Raw genomic sequence first — 12,924 nt, forward strand, 5'->3', positions numbered from 1 at the left:
CGGGGCCGGCCGAACACTTCGGCACAGACCTGTCCGGTTTGCACTCTTCCTTGTCCCGGGAACAACGGTGAGACTTGACATGCTCACGTAGCTATAGGGTGGGCGGTCGACCTGGAACACCGCAAGAGGTTCGGCGTCGTCCGAATAGTGCAGCTTCAACGCGGTCCGGAACCGAATACAAGGAGGAATCGGTGCTTCGTGTGCACTTCACGCTGGAGGACCTTCTCAAGGTCACCTTGGCGCCGGCACCAGCGCCACTGATGGAACTTGTCCTGGCCACAGCCATGCTGCAGCAACCAGGCATCGACCCGGTCTTCTCCCGGTGGCAGCAGCGCGCGCTGCGCACCTTCCCCCGCGCCGCCCGTCCCCTGCTGGAACTCGTCCCACCGACCGGCAAGGGTCCTTTGTTCCTCGCCCCCCTGAGCCGGGGACTGGAGGACGGCATGGACCAGATCCGATCGAGCCCTGCCGCCTTCGTACGCGCCGAACTGCAACGCGTGTGCCGCACCGGCCGCCCGCAGACCCCGTGGATCAGCCGCCTCGCCCGGAAGGACCGCGATGCGTGGAAGACCCTTCAGAACGCCGTACGCACCGGGTACAACGGTCTGCTGGCCCCGGTCTGGGAGAGAATCACCTCCGCCTACCACGCCGAGCGGGCGTGGCGCAGCCACACCCTCGCCCGGCACGGAATCCACTCGATGCTGGCCGGCGTCACCCACGGAGTCCGCTGGCGGGAAGCAGTCCTGGAGATCGACTCCCGGGAGGACCGCGACATCCACCTGGCGGGGCGCGGACTCACCCTCCTGCCCTCGGCATTCTGGGCGGACCGCCAGGTGATCGGCGCCTACCCTCAGGGGCCCGCGGTGTTCGTCTATCCTGCCGTGACTCCGCTGCCCCTGCTGGAGGAGTCGTCGAAAGCCGATCCGGTGGCCGCCCTCCTCGGGCGCACTCGTACCGCCATCCTGGCCATGCTCATCCAGCAGCACACCGCCACGGACGTGGCACGCGAACTCGACATCAGCAAGTCGTCCGTCTCCGAACACACCAAGGCACTGCGGCACGCCCGCCTGATCGTCAGCAAGCGCGTGGGCCAGGCGGTCTGGCACACCTGCACACCACTCGGCCTCGAACTCATCGCCGGAGCACCTGCCTAGCGTTCCGAGCGGTCGTACGCGCGTACCGGGGTTTCCCGTCCCCGCCGGGCGGCGTGTACGACCTGCTGGTCGACGGCCGGCTCACGGCCCGGGCCACCGTGGAGGGCGGGAACCTCCGCACGATCACCGACATGGTCACCCAGGCCGAGGAGTTCACCGCGGGACAGCCGGGCACCGCCCGCTTCACCGGTCTCCCCGGGAGCGAGAAGGACGTCGAGATCTGGCTTCCGCACACGGAGGTCACCGAGGTGATCGCCCTGCGCACCGACGCCCCCGTCGAGCCGGCCCCGGCCGGCGGGCGCCGGGTGTGGCTGCACCACGGCAGCTCGATCAGCCACGGCTCGAACGCCGTGCGCCCGAGCACCATCTGGCCCGCCCTGGCCGCGGCCGCCGGCAGCGTGGAGCTGATCAACCTCGGCTTCGGCGGCGGCGCCCTGGTGGACCCGTTCACCGCACGCGCGATGCGGGACACCCCCGCGGACCTGATCAGCGTCAAACTCGGCATCAACGTCGTCAACGCCGACACCATGCGCCTGCGCGCCTTCGCCCCCGCCGTCCACGGCTTCCTCGACACCATCCGCGACGGCCACCCGACAACGCCCCTGCTGGTCGTGTCGCCGATCCTGTGCCCGGTCCAGGAGGACACCCCCGGCCCTCTCGTGCCGGACCTCGTGGGCGGGACACTGCGGTTCAGGGCCACCGGTGATCCGGCGGAAACCGCCGCCGGACGGCTGACGCTCACGATCGTCCGCGACGTACTCGCCGACATCGTCGGGCAGCGGGCCGCCGAGGACCCGAACCTCCACTACCTCGACGGACGCGACCTGTACGGGGAGAGCGACCACGACGAGTTCCCGCTGCCGGACGCGATCCATCCCAGCCCCGAAGGACACCGCCGTATCGGCGAGAACTTCGCCCGGCTCGTGTTCGCCGGCGACGGCCCCTTCGCCGGCTGACGGGCGCGGCGCCGGCCGTGAGCGCAGGACGGCTGCCTCCCGCGGCATGGGCGGGCGCTCGGCCGAACGGGCAGTCCCGCGTACATTCTGTTCGGATTTGTTCGTGTCGCAGCGCCTTTCCGTACGTACATGCGGTTACCTCTGAGCGTCTCCTTGACTTGGCAGATGCTCGGTGGAAGGCGTGGTGGGTCTGGTGCGCGGGACTGTGGTGTCGTCGCTGGTTACGGGGGCGGTGGGCCTCGGGCTGGCGTGTGGGCTGGGCGGACCCGCGGCAGCGGGTCAAGGGCCGCCGGATGCCGCTGCCACGCAGGCGCAGCGGAACGTGTCGCGGGCGGCGGTCGACGGGATCGTCACGGCGAAGAAGAGCCTGAACATCCGCGCCCTGCCGGAAACCAGTTCGCCGGTCCTGGGCAGTTACGCCCACGGCACCCGGATCGATCTGTGGTGCAAGGCATCCGGCGAGAGCATCGACAAGAACACCACCTGGTACAAGCTCGCGAACCGCACGGGCTGGGTGACCGCCCGCTACGTCAAAGCCTCGGGCCCCGTACCGCTGTGCTACGAGCCGGGCGTCCCCGGTCCGCAGGGCCCACCGGGTGCCACCGGCCCGGCCGGCCCGCAGGGCGAGACCGGCGCGCAGGGACCCCAGGGACCCACCGGTCCTCAGGGCCCCCAGGGACCCACGGGATCGCAGGGGCCGGCCGGTCCCACCGGAGCACCGGGCAACTCGGCCGTTCTCACGGGGCTGGTGAGCTTCGTCGACACCGGGGAGACCGACGGCTTCGTCGGCGCGTCCGGGCAGGCCAACCTCGGCGCCTCGGCCGATGAGGTCGCCACACCGCTGCCGGCCGCCGGCCACATCCGCACCCTGCGCGTCGAGGCCGGGGAATCGGCGCAGGGCATCACCGTCACCGTCGTCCGCAACGGCACGCCCACAGCCCTCACCTGCACCACCGACGCCACCGGCACGTGCACCGCGACCGTGGGCGTCCCCATCGCCTTCGCGGCGGGCGACACCGTCGCCGCGGAGGTCGAGCACCTCACCGGCGACCTGCGCGACGTCCGCTGGTCCACCGTGCTGGAGCCCTGAGATGACCGTCACCAGACGCGCCGCCCTGCGCCGCGCGGCCGCCCTCGGCGCCGCCCTCGCCGTACCGTCGGAAGTGGTCGGCGCCCACCGGGCGCAGGCGACCGGCCGCCGCGTCCCCCTCTACGCGCTCACCACCTGGCGGACGCTCGTCGGGACCCGGATGGACGTCGCCGGCCAACCCGGCTCCGCCCTCAGGGTCGCCGCGGTCCGGGACCGCGCGCACAGCACCCGCAGGAACCGTATGCCGGGCCGGGGCGACGTCTTCACGATCCGCTTCACCGGGCACTCCGGCCCGCCCCTGGACGAGGGCATCCACACCCTGAACGCACCGGGCCTCGGCCCGCTCGGCCTCTTCCTGAGCCCTACGGGACCGAAACCGGACTATCTGGCCCTGGTCAACACATGGCTGCCCACCAAGGGCAGCGGAAAGGCGGTGGACGGTGGACCCGTTCCTCGGTGAGATCCGCATGGCCGGCTTCAACTTCGCCCCCGTCGGCTGGGCGCTGTGCAACGGCCAGTTGCTGTCGATCAACCAGAACACCGCACTGTTCAGCCTCCTCGGCACCACCTACGGAGGCAACGGAACGACCGACTTCGCCCTCCCCGACCTGCGCGGCCGCGTCCCGATGCACCCGGGCCAGGGCCCCGGCCTCTCCTCCCACGACCTCGGCGAGGCCGGCGGCACGGAGACCGTCACGCTGACCACCGGCGAGCTCCCCCCGCACACCCATGCCCTGACCGGCGTGAACTCCCGCCAGGACACCAACCGGGTCCCGGGAGCAGCGCCGGCCAACGGCGGCTACTACAGCACCGAGGCCCCGACCGCCGCCATGCACCCGGGAGCCGTCCAGCCCACCGGGGGCGGTCAGCCGCACCCGAACGTCCAGCCCTACCTCTGCGTGAACTTCATCATCGCGCTCTCGGGCATCTTCCCCTCGCGGCCGTGACCCCGGCCGTCACGTTCCGGGAGCAGGAGCCCGGGGACACCGGCTTCCTGCAACGGCTCTTCGCCGCGGGGCTGGAGTCCTCGCTCGGTCTCCACGCCTGGCCGGAGCGCGAGCGCGCGTTCGTGGTGGGCATGCAGTACGAGGCCCGTGAACGCGACTGGGCACAGCGCTGTCCGCCGGGACGCCTGGAGATCATCGAGGTCGACGGCGCCCCGGCGGGCCGCCTGCGGCTCTCGCGCCCGGACACGGACGGCACCCGCCGCGTCATCGACCTCGCCATCGCCCCGGAACACCGGCAACGCGGGCTCGCGACCCGGGCCCTGACCCGCTGCACCGGCCCGCTCTCCCTGAACGTCGCCCGGACCAACCTGCCGGCCCAGCGCCTCTACACCCGCCTGGGATTCCGGCCCCGGGGCGGCGACGAGCTGGATCTCTTCCTCCACCGGCAGGCTGACTGGAGATCAATAACACACGACGTGGCCACGACGGCGCCGTTGCGGAACCAGCGGGGCGGTCCGTGACCGGACCGCCCCGCGAACTGCGGCTCACTACCTGAGGATCACGGGAACGACGTGATCTTCGACGGAATGGTGCTGGTACCCGAGGTCGGGGCACCGGTGTTGTTCACGACGTGGGCGTACTGACCCATGCCGCCCAGCGAGATGACCTGGATGTCGTGCAGCTTGATGCCCGACTTCACCGGGACCTGGAAGCCGTGCTGCTGCACGATGCTCGGGTCGGCGGTGAAGTTGCAGTAGCTGCCGAGCCCCCATGCCTCGTGCGTGTTCACGCTGTCGGCGACCTTGTAGGCCGCGTATCCGACGATGCCGTCGTGCGTGATGGCGGCGGCGTTGGGCACGTCGTAGGCCTTCTCGTTCTGGAAGAAGATCGTACGGCCGCGCTCGCCGTTCCACAGCACGTCGTACTTGTTGAAGTGCTCCACGAACAGACCGGTGGCCAGGACGTCGTCACCGTTCACGACGAGTCCGTAGTCGGCCCGGTTCGTCTCCCAGCCCACACCGCTGCCGTGGTCGGCGCGCCAGATCCAGGTGTGGTCGACGATCACGTCGTCACTGTTGACGACCACGGAGTTGGTGGCGAGACCGGGGCCCGCACCGCCCACGCGGATGAACACGTCCTGCACGGTGGTCGGATTCGCGGCGTGGTCGGCGCTCGCGCCGGCCGCACCGATCTGCAGCAGCGTGTCCGACCGCCCCGGCCCGGCGTCGATCAGGAACCCGGCGAGCTTCACGCCGTCGACGTCGCCGACGTGCATGGCGTCGATGCCGTTGTCGGGAATGATCGTGGCGAGTCCCAGGCCGAGGACGACCGTGTTGGCGCGGTTGACGTTGATCGTCTGGTTGAGGTGGTAGACGCCGGGTGTGAAGAGCAGGTTCAGGCCCTGGGACAGTGCCTGGTTGATGGTGGCGGCCGTCGCGCCCGGCTTGACGACGTAGAACTGGCTCAGCGGGAGCGAGGAACCCGCATTGGCGGGCCAGGAGACGCCGCGCGCGTTGGTGCGCTTCGCGGGGACGAACACCTTGTACTCGTTGCCGTCCAGATACAGGAAGGGCTTCTCGCGCGAGACGGGCGTGTTGTCGAGCGTCGTGTACGGGCCGGTGTCGAAGTTGGTCGCCGGGGCACCCTGCACACCGGTGAACGTCATGTTCCACACGCCGTTGGTCCAGCCGCCCACCGAGCTGTCGCGGGTGTACCACTGCTGCTGCGAGTACGGGCCGACGGTCCCGTCGATCTTGGAGTCGGCGATGTACCCGCCGGAGGCCCAGCCGTAGCCGTTGGGTGCGAGGTTGAGGCCCCCGGTGACGTGGATACGGCGGAACGGGGCGGCCTGGGCCACGGCCCAGCGGTCGGTGCCGTTCACCGGGTTGACGGAGAGGTTCTCGGCGGAGCGCCAGAAGTTCTGGGTGGCGTTGCCGTTGAACCAGCCGGCGTCGACCGTCACGTCACCGTTGATCCGCACGTCGTCGGGGTTGAGACCGAGACCGGAGATCGAGGTGTAGAAGCCGATCTGCGCGTTGATGTTGTTGTACGTGCCCGGCTTCAGCAGGAACTGGTAGCGCTGCGTCCCGAACTGGTTCGCCTCCTGCTGCGCGAAGACCTGGTCGAACCTGCCCTGCAGGTTCGCCGTACCCGGGTCGACGACGATGACGTTGGGGCCGAGGTCGCCGCCGCCTTCGACGGGCGGGGTGGTGCCGCCGGACCCGGTGTGCACGGCGACCTCCCACAGGGAGTACCCGTAGACAGTGGCGCGGGAAGTCCCGTAAATGCGCAGGTAGCGGCCCGATCCGTTGACTGCGTACGAGGTCTGGCCGCCCGTGGCGCCCGTAACGCTCTTGAGGGTCGTCCAGTTCTGGCCGTCGACGGAGGCCTGGATGCTGAAGTCCCTGGCGTACGCGGCTTCCCAGTTGAGGTCCACCTTGCAGATGGTCTGCGTGGCACCGAGGTCGACCTGGACCCACTGGGGGTCGGAGGCGGCGCTGGACCAGCGGGTGCCGTTGTTTCCGTCGAACGCGGCGGAGGCCGGGGTACCGGCGTTCTCCGTGGAGGAGGCGGTCGCGGGGCGGCCCGTGGCGGCGTTCGCGGTCGAGCAGGTGTCGGTGGGCGGGGTGCCGGAGCCGCCGAACACCTGGAACTCCCAGAGGGAGTAACCCCATTGGGTGGCCCGGGTGATGCCCAGCATGCGCACGTAGCGGCCCGTACCGGAGACGTCGAGCGTGTCGGTACCGCCGTCGGAGGCGGTGACGGACTTGAGGTCGGACCAGGTGCTCGCGTTGTCGGAGACCTGGATCTTGTAGTCCCTCGCGTAGGCGGTCTCCCAGTTCAGGACGACCTGGCTGAGGGCCTGCGACTGGCCGAGGTCGACCTGGAGCCACTGGCTGTCACTGGCGGCGGACGACCAGCGGGTGCCGTTGTTGCCGTCGACGGCGTACGACGCGGGGGTCCCGGCGTTCTCGGTGGAGGACGCCGTGGCCGGTTTGCCCTGGGAGAGCGGCGTGTCCGCGGCGGCCGCCGGTGAGGTCTGGGCGGGGATAGCCAGCAGCGCCGCCGCGGTGGCGAGGGCGATCCCCAAGGAACTGAGTCTCATGCGTGTCACTCCGTGGGAGGTAGGTCGAGGCCCCGGAGAGGACCGTCACCTGGGCGCACGTCTGGATCGGCGGGCGCCGTGGATCAAGTCCCTCCTGCGGGCGGAGGGGTGAGCAGTCATATGAAACGGCTTAGTTCAAGATTTGATTTAAGGGTCGAACCCACCGTTCGACAAGCCCCCGGGAGCGATCTAATTTTCAGGACCTGAACGAATCGATCACCGAGAACGCCGTGCTTCGTCCGCCGACCTGCACCGATGCCGCCACCGGCCGCGGCCAACGCCAGCCGTGCCGTCAGGAATTGGAGTAGTCGTACGGTGACGGAGGGATCCGGTTCGCACCGGGTGCCCGGGACCGGGGAACTCGATTGCCGAGAAGCCCGGATGCGTCCAGAATCGCGCCGTGAAAGATCATTCGCAGGCGGACTTCAGCGTCAAGCCCACCCTCGTCGGCGAGAAGGTGCTCCTGCGCCCGTTCCTGCTGGACCAGGACGCTCCCGTACTCCGTTCGCTGCTCCAGGATCCGGAGGTGGGCCGGCTGACCGGCAGCACCCACGGACCGGCGGAGAGCGATCCCTGGGACGAGGCCGCCGAGGAGGCCATGCGCGCCTGGTACGGCACCCGGCACGCGCAGACGGACCGGCTGGACCTCGCCGTCGTCGAACGGGCGACCGGCACCTGTGCGGGTGAGGCGGTACTCAACGAGTTCGACGGCGCCAACCGCAGCTGCAACTTCCGGATCGCCCTGGCCCCGGCCGGTCAGGACCGCGGGCTCGGGACCGAAGCGGTCCGGCTGATCGTCGGTTACGGCTTCGAGAGCCTCGGTCTGCACCGGATCTCGCTGAATGTGTTCGCCTTCAACCCGCGTGCCCGGCGTGCCTACGAGAACGTGGGGTTCGTCGTCGAGGGCATCCGGCGCGACGCGCTGCTGTACGACGGTGCATGGGTCGACGACATCATCATGTCGGTCCTCGCGCCCGACTGGGAACGACACCACGGCCGTCCTCCAGCCGACCGGCGATGAGGCCGGCATCGCCGCCGGCGGTCAGCGAGGCGTCAGGAGGCAGAATTCGTTGCCCTCCGGGTCGACCAGAACCGTCCAGGGGATCGCGGACTGATCGATGTCCGGGTCGGTGGCGCCCAGGGCGCGCAGTCGGGCCGCCTCCGCGTCCGGGTCGTCACCCGGGTACGGGCGGATGTCGAGGTGGACGCGGTTCCACACGCTCTTGGTGTCGGAGGTGCGGACGAATTCCAGGTAGGGTCCGACGCCTTTGGCGGAGCGCATGGTCGCGTAATCGTCGGTGACCTCGTGCAGCGTCCAGTCCATCGCCTCGTCCCAGAACCGGGCCATCCTTCGCGGGTCGGCGCAGTCGACCACCACGGCGGCGATCCGTCCGGTGTCCCGGTAGACCGGGCGGGGCTCCAGTACGCAGAACTCGTTGCCCTCGGGATCGGCCATGACCGTCCAGGGGACGTCGCCCTGCCCCACGTCGGCGAGCGTCGCACCGAGTCCCTTCAACCGCTCGACCAGTTCGGCCTGGTGGGCCTTCGAGGTCGTGGCCAGATCCAGATGCACGCGGTTCTTGACCGTCTTGGGTTCCCGGCTCGCGGCGATGTCGATGACCACGGCCACCGGATCGGGATATGCGAACCCCAGGGGCTCGAGGTTGGTTACGCCCGGCTCCTCGCTGTCGATGCCCCAGCCCAGTACCTCCGCCCAGAACCGGCCGAGTTCGGAGTCGTCCCGGGCTTTCATGTTGATCTGCACGAGTCGCGTCGCCATACCGCAGATCCTAGAAGCCCCGACGGCCCGGACCCCCGATCAAGCACACGCCCGACCGGATACCGTCGGATTCGGACTCAACGGCGGACCTGGTAGCGCAGGTGAAGCACCCGGTTGTCCTGGATCACCACGTCAGGATCCTCCAGCAGAGGCTGCGCCCGGACCGGAGCATCGCGTGGGGTCCGTCCACCGCGGCCAGCCGGTCCCGCAGCTCGGCAACGGCGGGCCGGGTAGTAGAGGTCGTCGATCAGCCCGTCCAGCGGCGGTCGCGGCACTCTGGACACGTACTCCATGCCCACAGCATTGCCGACGCCACGGACACATCGTGTGGGCCTTGACGGTCCTGCCGCACAACGGCTGCTGAGGACGGCCCCTTTGCGAGGCCCAGGGATCAACTCTCAGCAGATATACACTCGGAGTATATCTACGGTGTATGGTCCTCCCATGAGTGTTCCTCTCACCCTGTTGGGGCTCCTGGAGCGGGAGCCGAGCCACGGCTACGACCTCAAGCGCGACTACGACGCCTTCTTCAACCGCGGCAAACCGCTGCCGTACGGGCAGGTCTACACAACGCTCGGCCGCCTGGCCCGGGACGGAAAGGTCATCGCCGGCGAGGCGGAGCCCGGAGTCGGCCCCGAACGCAAGCGTTACGTGATCACCGACGCGGGCGCGACGGAGCTCGAGACCTGGCTCACCGAACCGGTGGCCCCCGAACCCAACCTGCAGACCGTCCTGTTCACCAAGGTCGTGCTGGCCCTCATGCTCGGCCGCGACGCCCAGCAGTACCTCGACACCCAGCGCGCCGCCCACCTGCGGCGCATGAACGAGCTCACGAAACTGCGCCGCACCGGCCCCATCGTCGACGCCCTCCTCGCCGACCACGGCCTCTTCCACCTCGAGGCCGACCTGCGGTGGATCGACCTGACCGCGGCCCGGATGGACACCCTCGCCGAGGCGGTGCGCCCGTGACCGCCCTGATCGAGGCCCGTGACGTCGCCCTGTCCTTCGGCGAGACGCCCGCCCTGCGCGGCGCCTCCCTGGCCGTCGGGGCCGGCGAGGTGTTCGCCGTGATGGGCCCGAGCGGCTCCGGCAAGTCCACCCTGCTGCACTGCCTGGCCGGCATCCTCATCCCCGACACCGGCGAGGTGTACTTCGACGGACGCCGCATCGACACCCTGAACGAGGCCGACCGCAGCGCCCTGCGCCGCGACGCCTTCGGCTTCGTCTTCCAGTTCGGCCAGCTCGTCCCCGAGCTGACCGCCGAGGAGAACGTCGCCCTGCCGCTGCTGTTCTCCGGCAAACGCCGGGCGGCGGCGCTCGCCGAGGCCCGGCCCTGGTTCGCCCGGCTGGGCCTGGACGGTCTGGAGCGGCGCCGCTCCGGCGAGTTGTCGGGCGGGCAGGCGCAGCGGGTGGCGCTGGCCCGGGGGCTGGTGGCCCGGCCCAGGGTGCTCTTCGCCGACGAGCCCACCGGAGCGCTGGACTCGCTCACCGGCGAACAGGTGATGGACCTGATGGTGGACGCGGCCCACGAGGAGGGCACCTCCATCGTCCTGGTGACCCACGAGCCCCGGGTCGCCGCGCACGCCGACCGGGAGGCCATCGTCCGCGACGGCAGGGCCACCCTCCTCACGGCCGAACGGATCGCCTCGTGATCGCCTTCGCACTCCGACTCGCCCTCAGCGGCGGCCGCGAGGCCCTCGCCCGGCTTGCCATGATCACCGCCGCCGTCGCCATCGGAGTCGGCCTGCTGCTGTCCACCCTGGCGAGCATGAACGCCGTCGAGCGGACGAACGAGCGGCAGGTGTGGCTCGACACCGGCGCCGCGAGCCGCACCGAACAGTCGTCGGCGGACCCGCTGTGGTGGTGGGGGCACGGCGACTACTACGACGGCAACCCCGTCACCGAGATCGACGTCGCCGCGACCGGCCCCACCTCGCCCGTACCACCGGGCCTGACGCGCCTGCCGGCACCGGGCGAGTACTACGCCTCACCCGCCCTGGCCGAACTCATCCGCGACACCCCCGCCGACGAGCTGGGCGACCGCTTCCCCGGACGACTCGCCGGCACCATCGGCAACGCCGCCCTGGCCTCCCCGGACTCACTGATCGCCGTCAACGGCCGTACCCCCGCCGAGATCAAGGACGCGCCCGAAGCACGAGCGGTCACCACCATCGCCGACACCCGGCCGGCCCGCTGCGACCACGCGTGCTGGGGCAACGAGGTACGCGGAGACGCGCTCACGCTCATCTACTCGGTGGTGGCCGGGGCCCTGATCTTCCCGGTGCTGATCTTCATCGCCACCGCCACCCGGCTGTCCGCCGCCGCACGGGAACAGCGCTACGCGGCGATGCGGCTGGTCGGCGCCACTCCCCGGCAGGTGTCGGTGATCTCGTCGGTGGAGTCCGCGCTGGCGGCGGCCGCCGGAACGATGGCCGGCTTCGGCGTCTACGCCGCGCTGCGCCCGCTGGTCGCCACCATTCCGATGACCGGGCAGCAGCGGTTCTTCCTCTCGGACCTGACGCTCGACGCCCCGCAGATCCTCGCCGTCGTCGTCGCCGTACCGCTGGCGGCCGCGATCGCGGCGCGCCTCGCCCTGCGCCGGGTCACCGTCTCCCCGCTCGGCGTGAGCCGCCGGGTGACGCCGCGCCCGCCGCGCGCCTGGCGGCTGATCCCGCTGCTGGCGGGCCTGGGCGAACTGGCGTACTTCGTCCTGACCGACAGCCGCCCCGAGACCGGGAACGGCCAGACCGCGGCCTATCTCCCCGGCTTCCTGGTGGTGATGCTGGGCCTGGTGATCGCTGGACCGTGGCTGACCATGGTCGTCGCCCGGGCGGTCGCCCACCGCACCCGGCGCCCGGCCACTCTCATCGCGGTACGGCGGCTCGCCGACGACCCGAGAGCCGGCTTCCGCGCGGTCAGCGGCCTCGTCCTGGCCCTGTTCGTGACCACCGCCACCGTCAGCATCATCGGCACCATCAACGAGAATCGCGCCACGCTGGACGGCGACCCGCAGACCCGCACCGTGGTGGAGGCCGGCAGCGGCGACCGGGCACCCCTGGCCGACGCCGTCCCGACCCGATTGCTCGCCGACATACGCGCGATACCGGGCGTACGGGGCGCGGCCGTCGCCCACGCCAACCCCGACGGGGTCGGCGCGCCGGCGCATCCAGGACCCCACCAGGACCCGCCGGCCCTGGTGACCTGCTCCGACCTCACGCAGACGCCCATGGTGGGCCACTGCCCGGCCGGCGCCACCGTCACCGCCGTCGACCCCTACGCCTTCGCCGGCATGCAGTCGCACCCGGACCAGCAGTGGCCCGCCGCCCCCATCAGCCCCGCGGCCGTCGCCGAACTGCCCGTACAAGTGCTCTACGTGGCCACCGACGGATCGACGACCGCCATGGAACGCGTACGGACACGCCTCGCCACCGCCTACCCGCGCCACCAGATCCGCACGGTGGACGACCAGGCCAGCGACCAGCAGCGATCGCTGGCCGGCTGGCGGAAGCTGGCCGACGTGGTGCTGATGACCACCCTGCCCATCGCGGGCTGCAGCCTGGCGGTCAGCGTGGTCGCGGGTCTGTCGGACCGCCGCCGCCCGTTCGCGCTGCTGCGGCTCACCGGCGCACCGCTGCGGCTGCTGCAGCGGGTGATCGGCCTGGAGAGCGCGCTGCCGCTGCTGGCGGTGGCCGCGATCTCGACCGGCACGGGCTTCGCGGCCTCGGCCCTGTTCCTGAAGTCGCAGCTCCAGTACGACCTGGTGTCACCGAGCACGTCGTACTACGCGTTCGTCGCCCTCGGCCTCGTCGCCTCGCTGGGCATCATCGCCTCGACCCTCCCCCTGCTCAGGCGCATCACCGGACCGGAGTCCGCCCGTAACGGCTAACCCAC

The 12,924-nt window shown here is 70.7% G+C and carries 12 protein-coding genes and 1 pseudogene; 10 read left to right on the forward strand and 3 right to left on the reverse strand.

The window, feature by feature from the left end:
* Window positions 1-191 precede the first annotated feature (191 nt).
* The 6 genes from SRB5_RS37340 to SRB5_RS00455 all read left to right on the forward strand — a co-directional run bounded on the left by SRB5_RS37340 (window position 192) and on the right by SRB5_RS00455 (window position 4,668).
* Complete coding sequence (locus tag SRB5_RS37340; RefSeq protein WP_153449376.1) at window positions 192-1,154, forward strand: ArsR/SmtB family transcription factor; 963 nt, start codon at window positions 192-194, stop codon at window positions 1,152-1,154.
* Window positions 1,100-2,110: a GDSL-type esterase/lipase family protein gene (locus SRB5_RS00435; protein ID WP_153449832.1), complete on the forward strand. Its 1,011-nt coding sequence runs from the start codon at window positions 1,100-1,102 to the stop codon at window positions 2,108-2,110. The genes SRB5_RS37340 and SRB5_RS00435 overlap by 55 nt, the downstream gene beginning before the upstream one ends.
* A gap of 193 nt (window positions 2,111-2,303) precedes the next feature.
* Window positions 2,304-3,200 (forward strand): SH3 domain-containing protein, encoded by an 897-nt coding sequence (locus SRB5_RS36980; protein WP_323376673.1) that lies wholly within the window; start codon window positions 2,304-2,306, stop codon window positions 3,198-3,200.
* 1 nt (window position 3,201) lies between these two features.
* Window positions 3,202-3,660 (forward strand): DUF6916 family protein, encoded by a 459-nt coding sequence (locus tag SRB5_RS00445; protein ID WP_153449378.1) that lies wholly within the window; start codon window positions 3,202-3,204, stop codon window positions 3,658-3,660.
* A complete protein-coding gene (locus SRB5_RS00450; RefSeq protein ID WP_323376674.1) occupies window positions 3,641-4,147 on the forward strand; it encodes a phage tail protein in 507 nt (168 codons plus the stop codon). The genes SRB5_RS00445 and SRB5_RS00450 overlap by 20 nt, the downstream gene beginning before the upstream one ends.
* Window positions 4,144-4,668, forward strand: coding sequence for a GNAT family N-acetyltransferase (locus SRB5_RS00455; protein WP_153449379.1), 525 nt, complete (start codon window positions 4,144-4,146; stop codon window positions 4,666-4,668). Before SRB5_RS00450 ends, SRB5_RS00455 begins: the two co-directional genes overlap by 4 nt.
* Before the next feature lie 38 nt (window positions 4,669-4,706).
* Here the strand turns inward: SRB5_RS00455 and SRB5_RS00460 are convergent, their stop codons facing one another.
* Window positions 4,707-7,253, reverse strand: a complete 2,547-nt coding sequence (locus tag SRB5_RS00460) for a discoidin domain-containing protein (protein WP_153449380.1) — start codon at window positions 7,251-7,253, stop codon at window positions 4,707-4,709.
* A 400-nt stretch (window positions 7,254-7,653) separates the two neighbouring features.
* Between SRB5_RS00460 and SRB5_RS00465 the strand changes: the two genes are divergently transcribed.
* Window positions 7,654-8,274, forward strand: a complete 621-nt coding sequence (locus SRB5_RS00465) for a GNAT family N-acetyltransferase (RefSeq protein WP_323376676.1) — start codon at window positions 7,654-7,656, stop codon at window positions 8,272-8,274.
* 21 nt (window positions 8,275-8,295) lie between these two features.
* On the opposite strand, the gene SRB5_RS00470 is transcribed toward SRB5_RS00465, so the two are convergent.
* Window positions 8,296-9,033, reverse strand: coding sequence for a VOC family protein (locus SRB5_RS00470; RefSeq protein ID WP_153449381.1), 738 nt, complete (start codon window positions 9,031-9,033; stop codon window positions 8,296-8,298).
* A gap of 77 nt (window positions 9,034-9,110) precedes the next feature.
* Window positions 9,111-9,197, reverse strand: a pseudogene (locus SRB5_RS37345) (dihydrofolate reductase); the annotation flags it as partial.
* 280 nt (window positions 9,198-9,477) lie between these two features.
* Here SRB5_RS37345 and SRB5_RS00480 point away from each other — a divergent pair.
* From SRB5_RS00480 to SRB5_RS36985, 3 genes are read left to right on the forward strand one after another with little or no spacing between them, the layout of a single operon-like run.
* Window positions 9,478-10,002 (forward strand): PadR family transcriptional regulator, encoded by a 525-nt coding sequence (locus SRB5_RS00480; protein WP_153449382.1) that lies wholly within the window; start codon window positions 9,478-9,480, stop codon window positions 10,000-10,002.
* On the forward strand, window positions 9,999-10,685 hold the full coding sequence (locus SRB5_RS00485) for an ABC transporter ATP-binding protein (protein ID WP_323376677.1): 687 nt from the start codon (window positions 9,999-10,001) through the stop codon (window positions 10,683-10,685). Before SRB5_RS00480 ends, SRB5_RS00485 begins: the two co-directional genes overlap by 4 nt.
* Complete coding sequence (locus SRB5_RS36985) at window positions 10,682-12,919, forward strand: FtsX-like permease family protein (protein ID WP_267132562.1); 2,238 nt, start codon at window positions 10,682-10,684, stop codon at window positions 12,917-12,919. Before SRB5_RS00485 ends, SRB5_RS36985 begins: the two co-directional genes overlap by 4 nt.
* Window positions 12,920-12,924: the final 5 nt, after the last annotated feature.

The sequence above is a fragment of the Streptomyces smaragdinus genome, assembly GCF_009604385.1.
Lineage (GTDB): Bacteria > Actinomycetota > Actinomycetes > Streptomycetales > Streptomycetaceae > Streptomyces > Streptomyces smaragdinus.

What these genes read in the sequence shown, in the direction of transcription:
- SRB5_RS00470 (WP_153449381.1), bottom strand. Translation starts at nt 9,033, where the DNA reads ATGGCGACGCGACTCGTGCAGATCAACATGAAAGCCCGGGACGACTCC.
- SRB5_RS00445 (WP_153449378.1), top strand. Translation starts at nt 3,202, where the DNA reads ATGACCGTCACCAGACGCGCCGCCCTGCGCCGCGCGGCCGCCCTCGGC.
- SRB5_RS00460 (WP_153449380.1), bottom strand. Translation starts at nt 7,253, where the DNA reads ATGAGACTCAGTTCCTTGGGGATCGCCCTCGCCACCGCGGCGGCGCTG.
- SRB5_RS00480 (WP_153449382.1), top strand. Translation starts at nt 9,478, where the DNA reads ATGAGTGTTCCTCTCACCCTGTTGGGGCTCCTGGAGCGGGAGCCGAGC.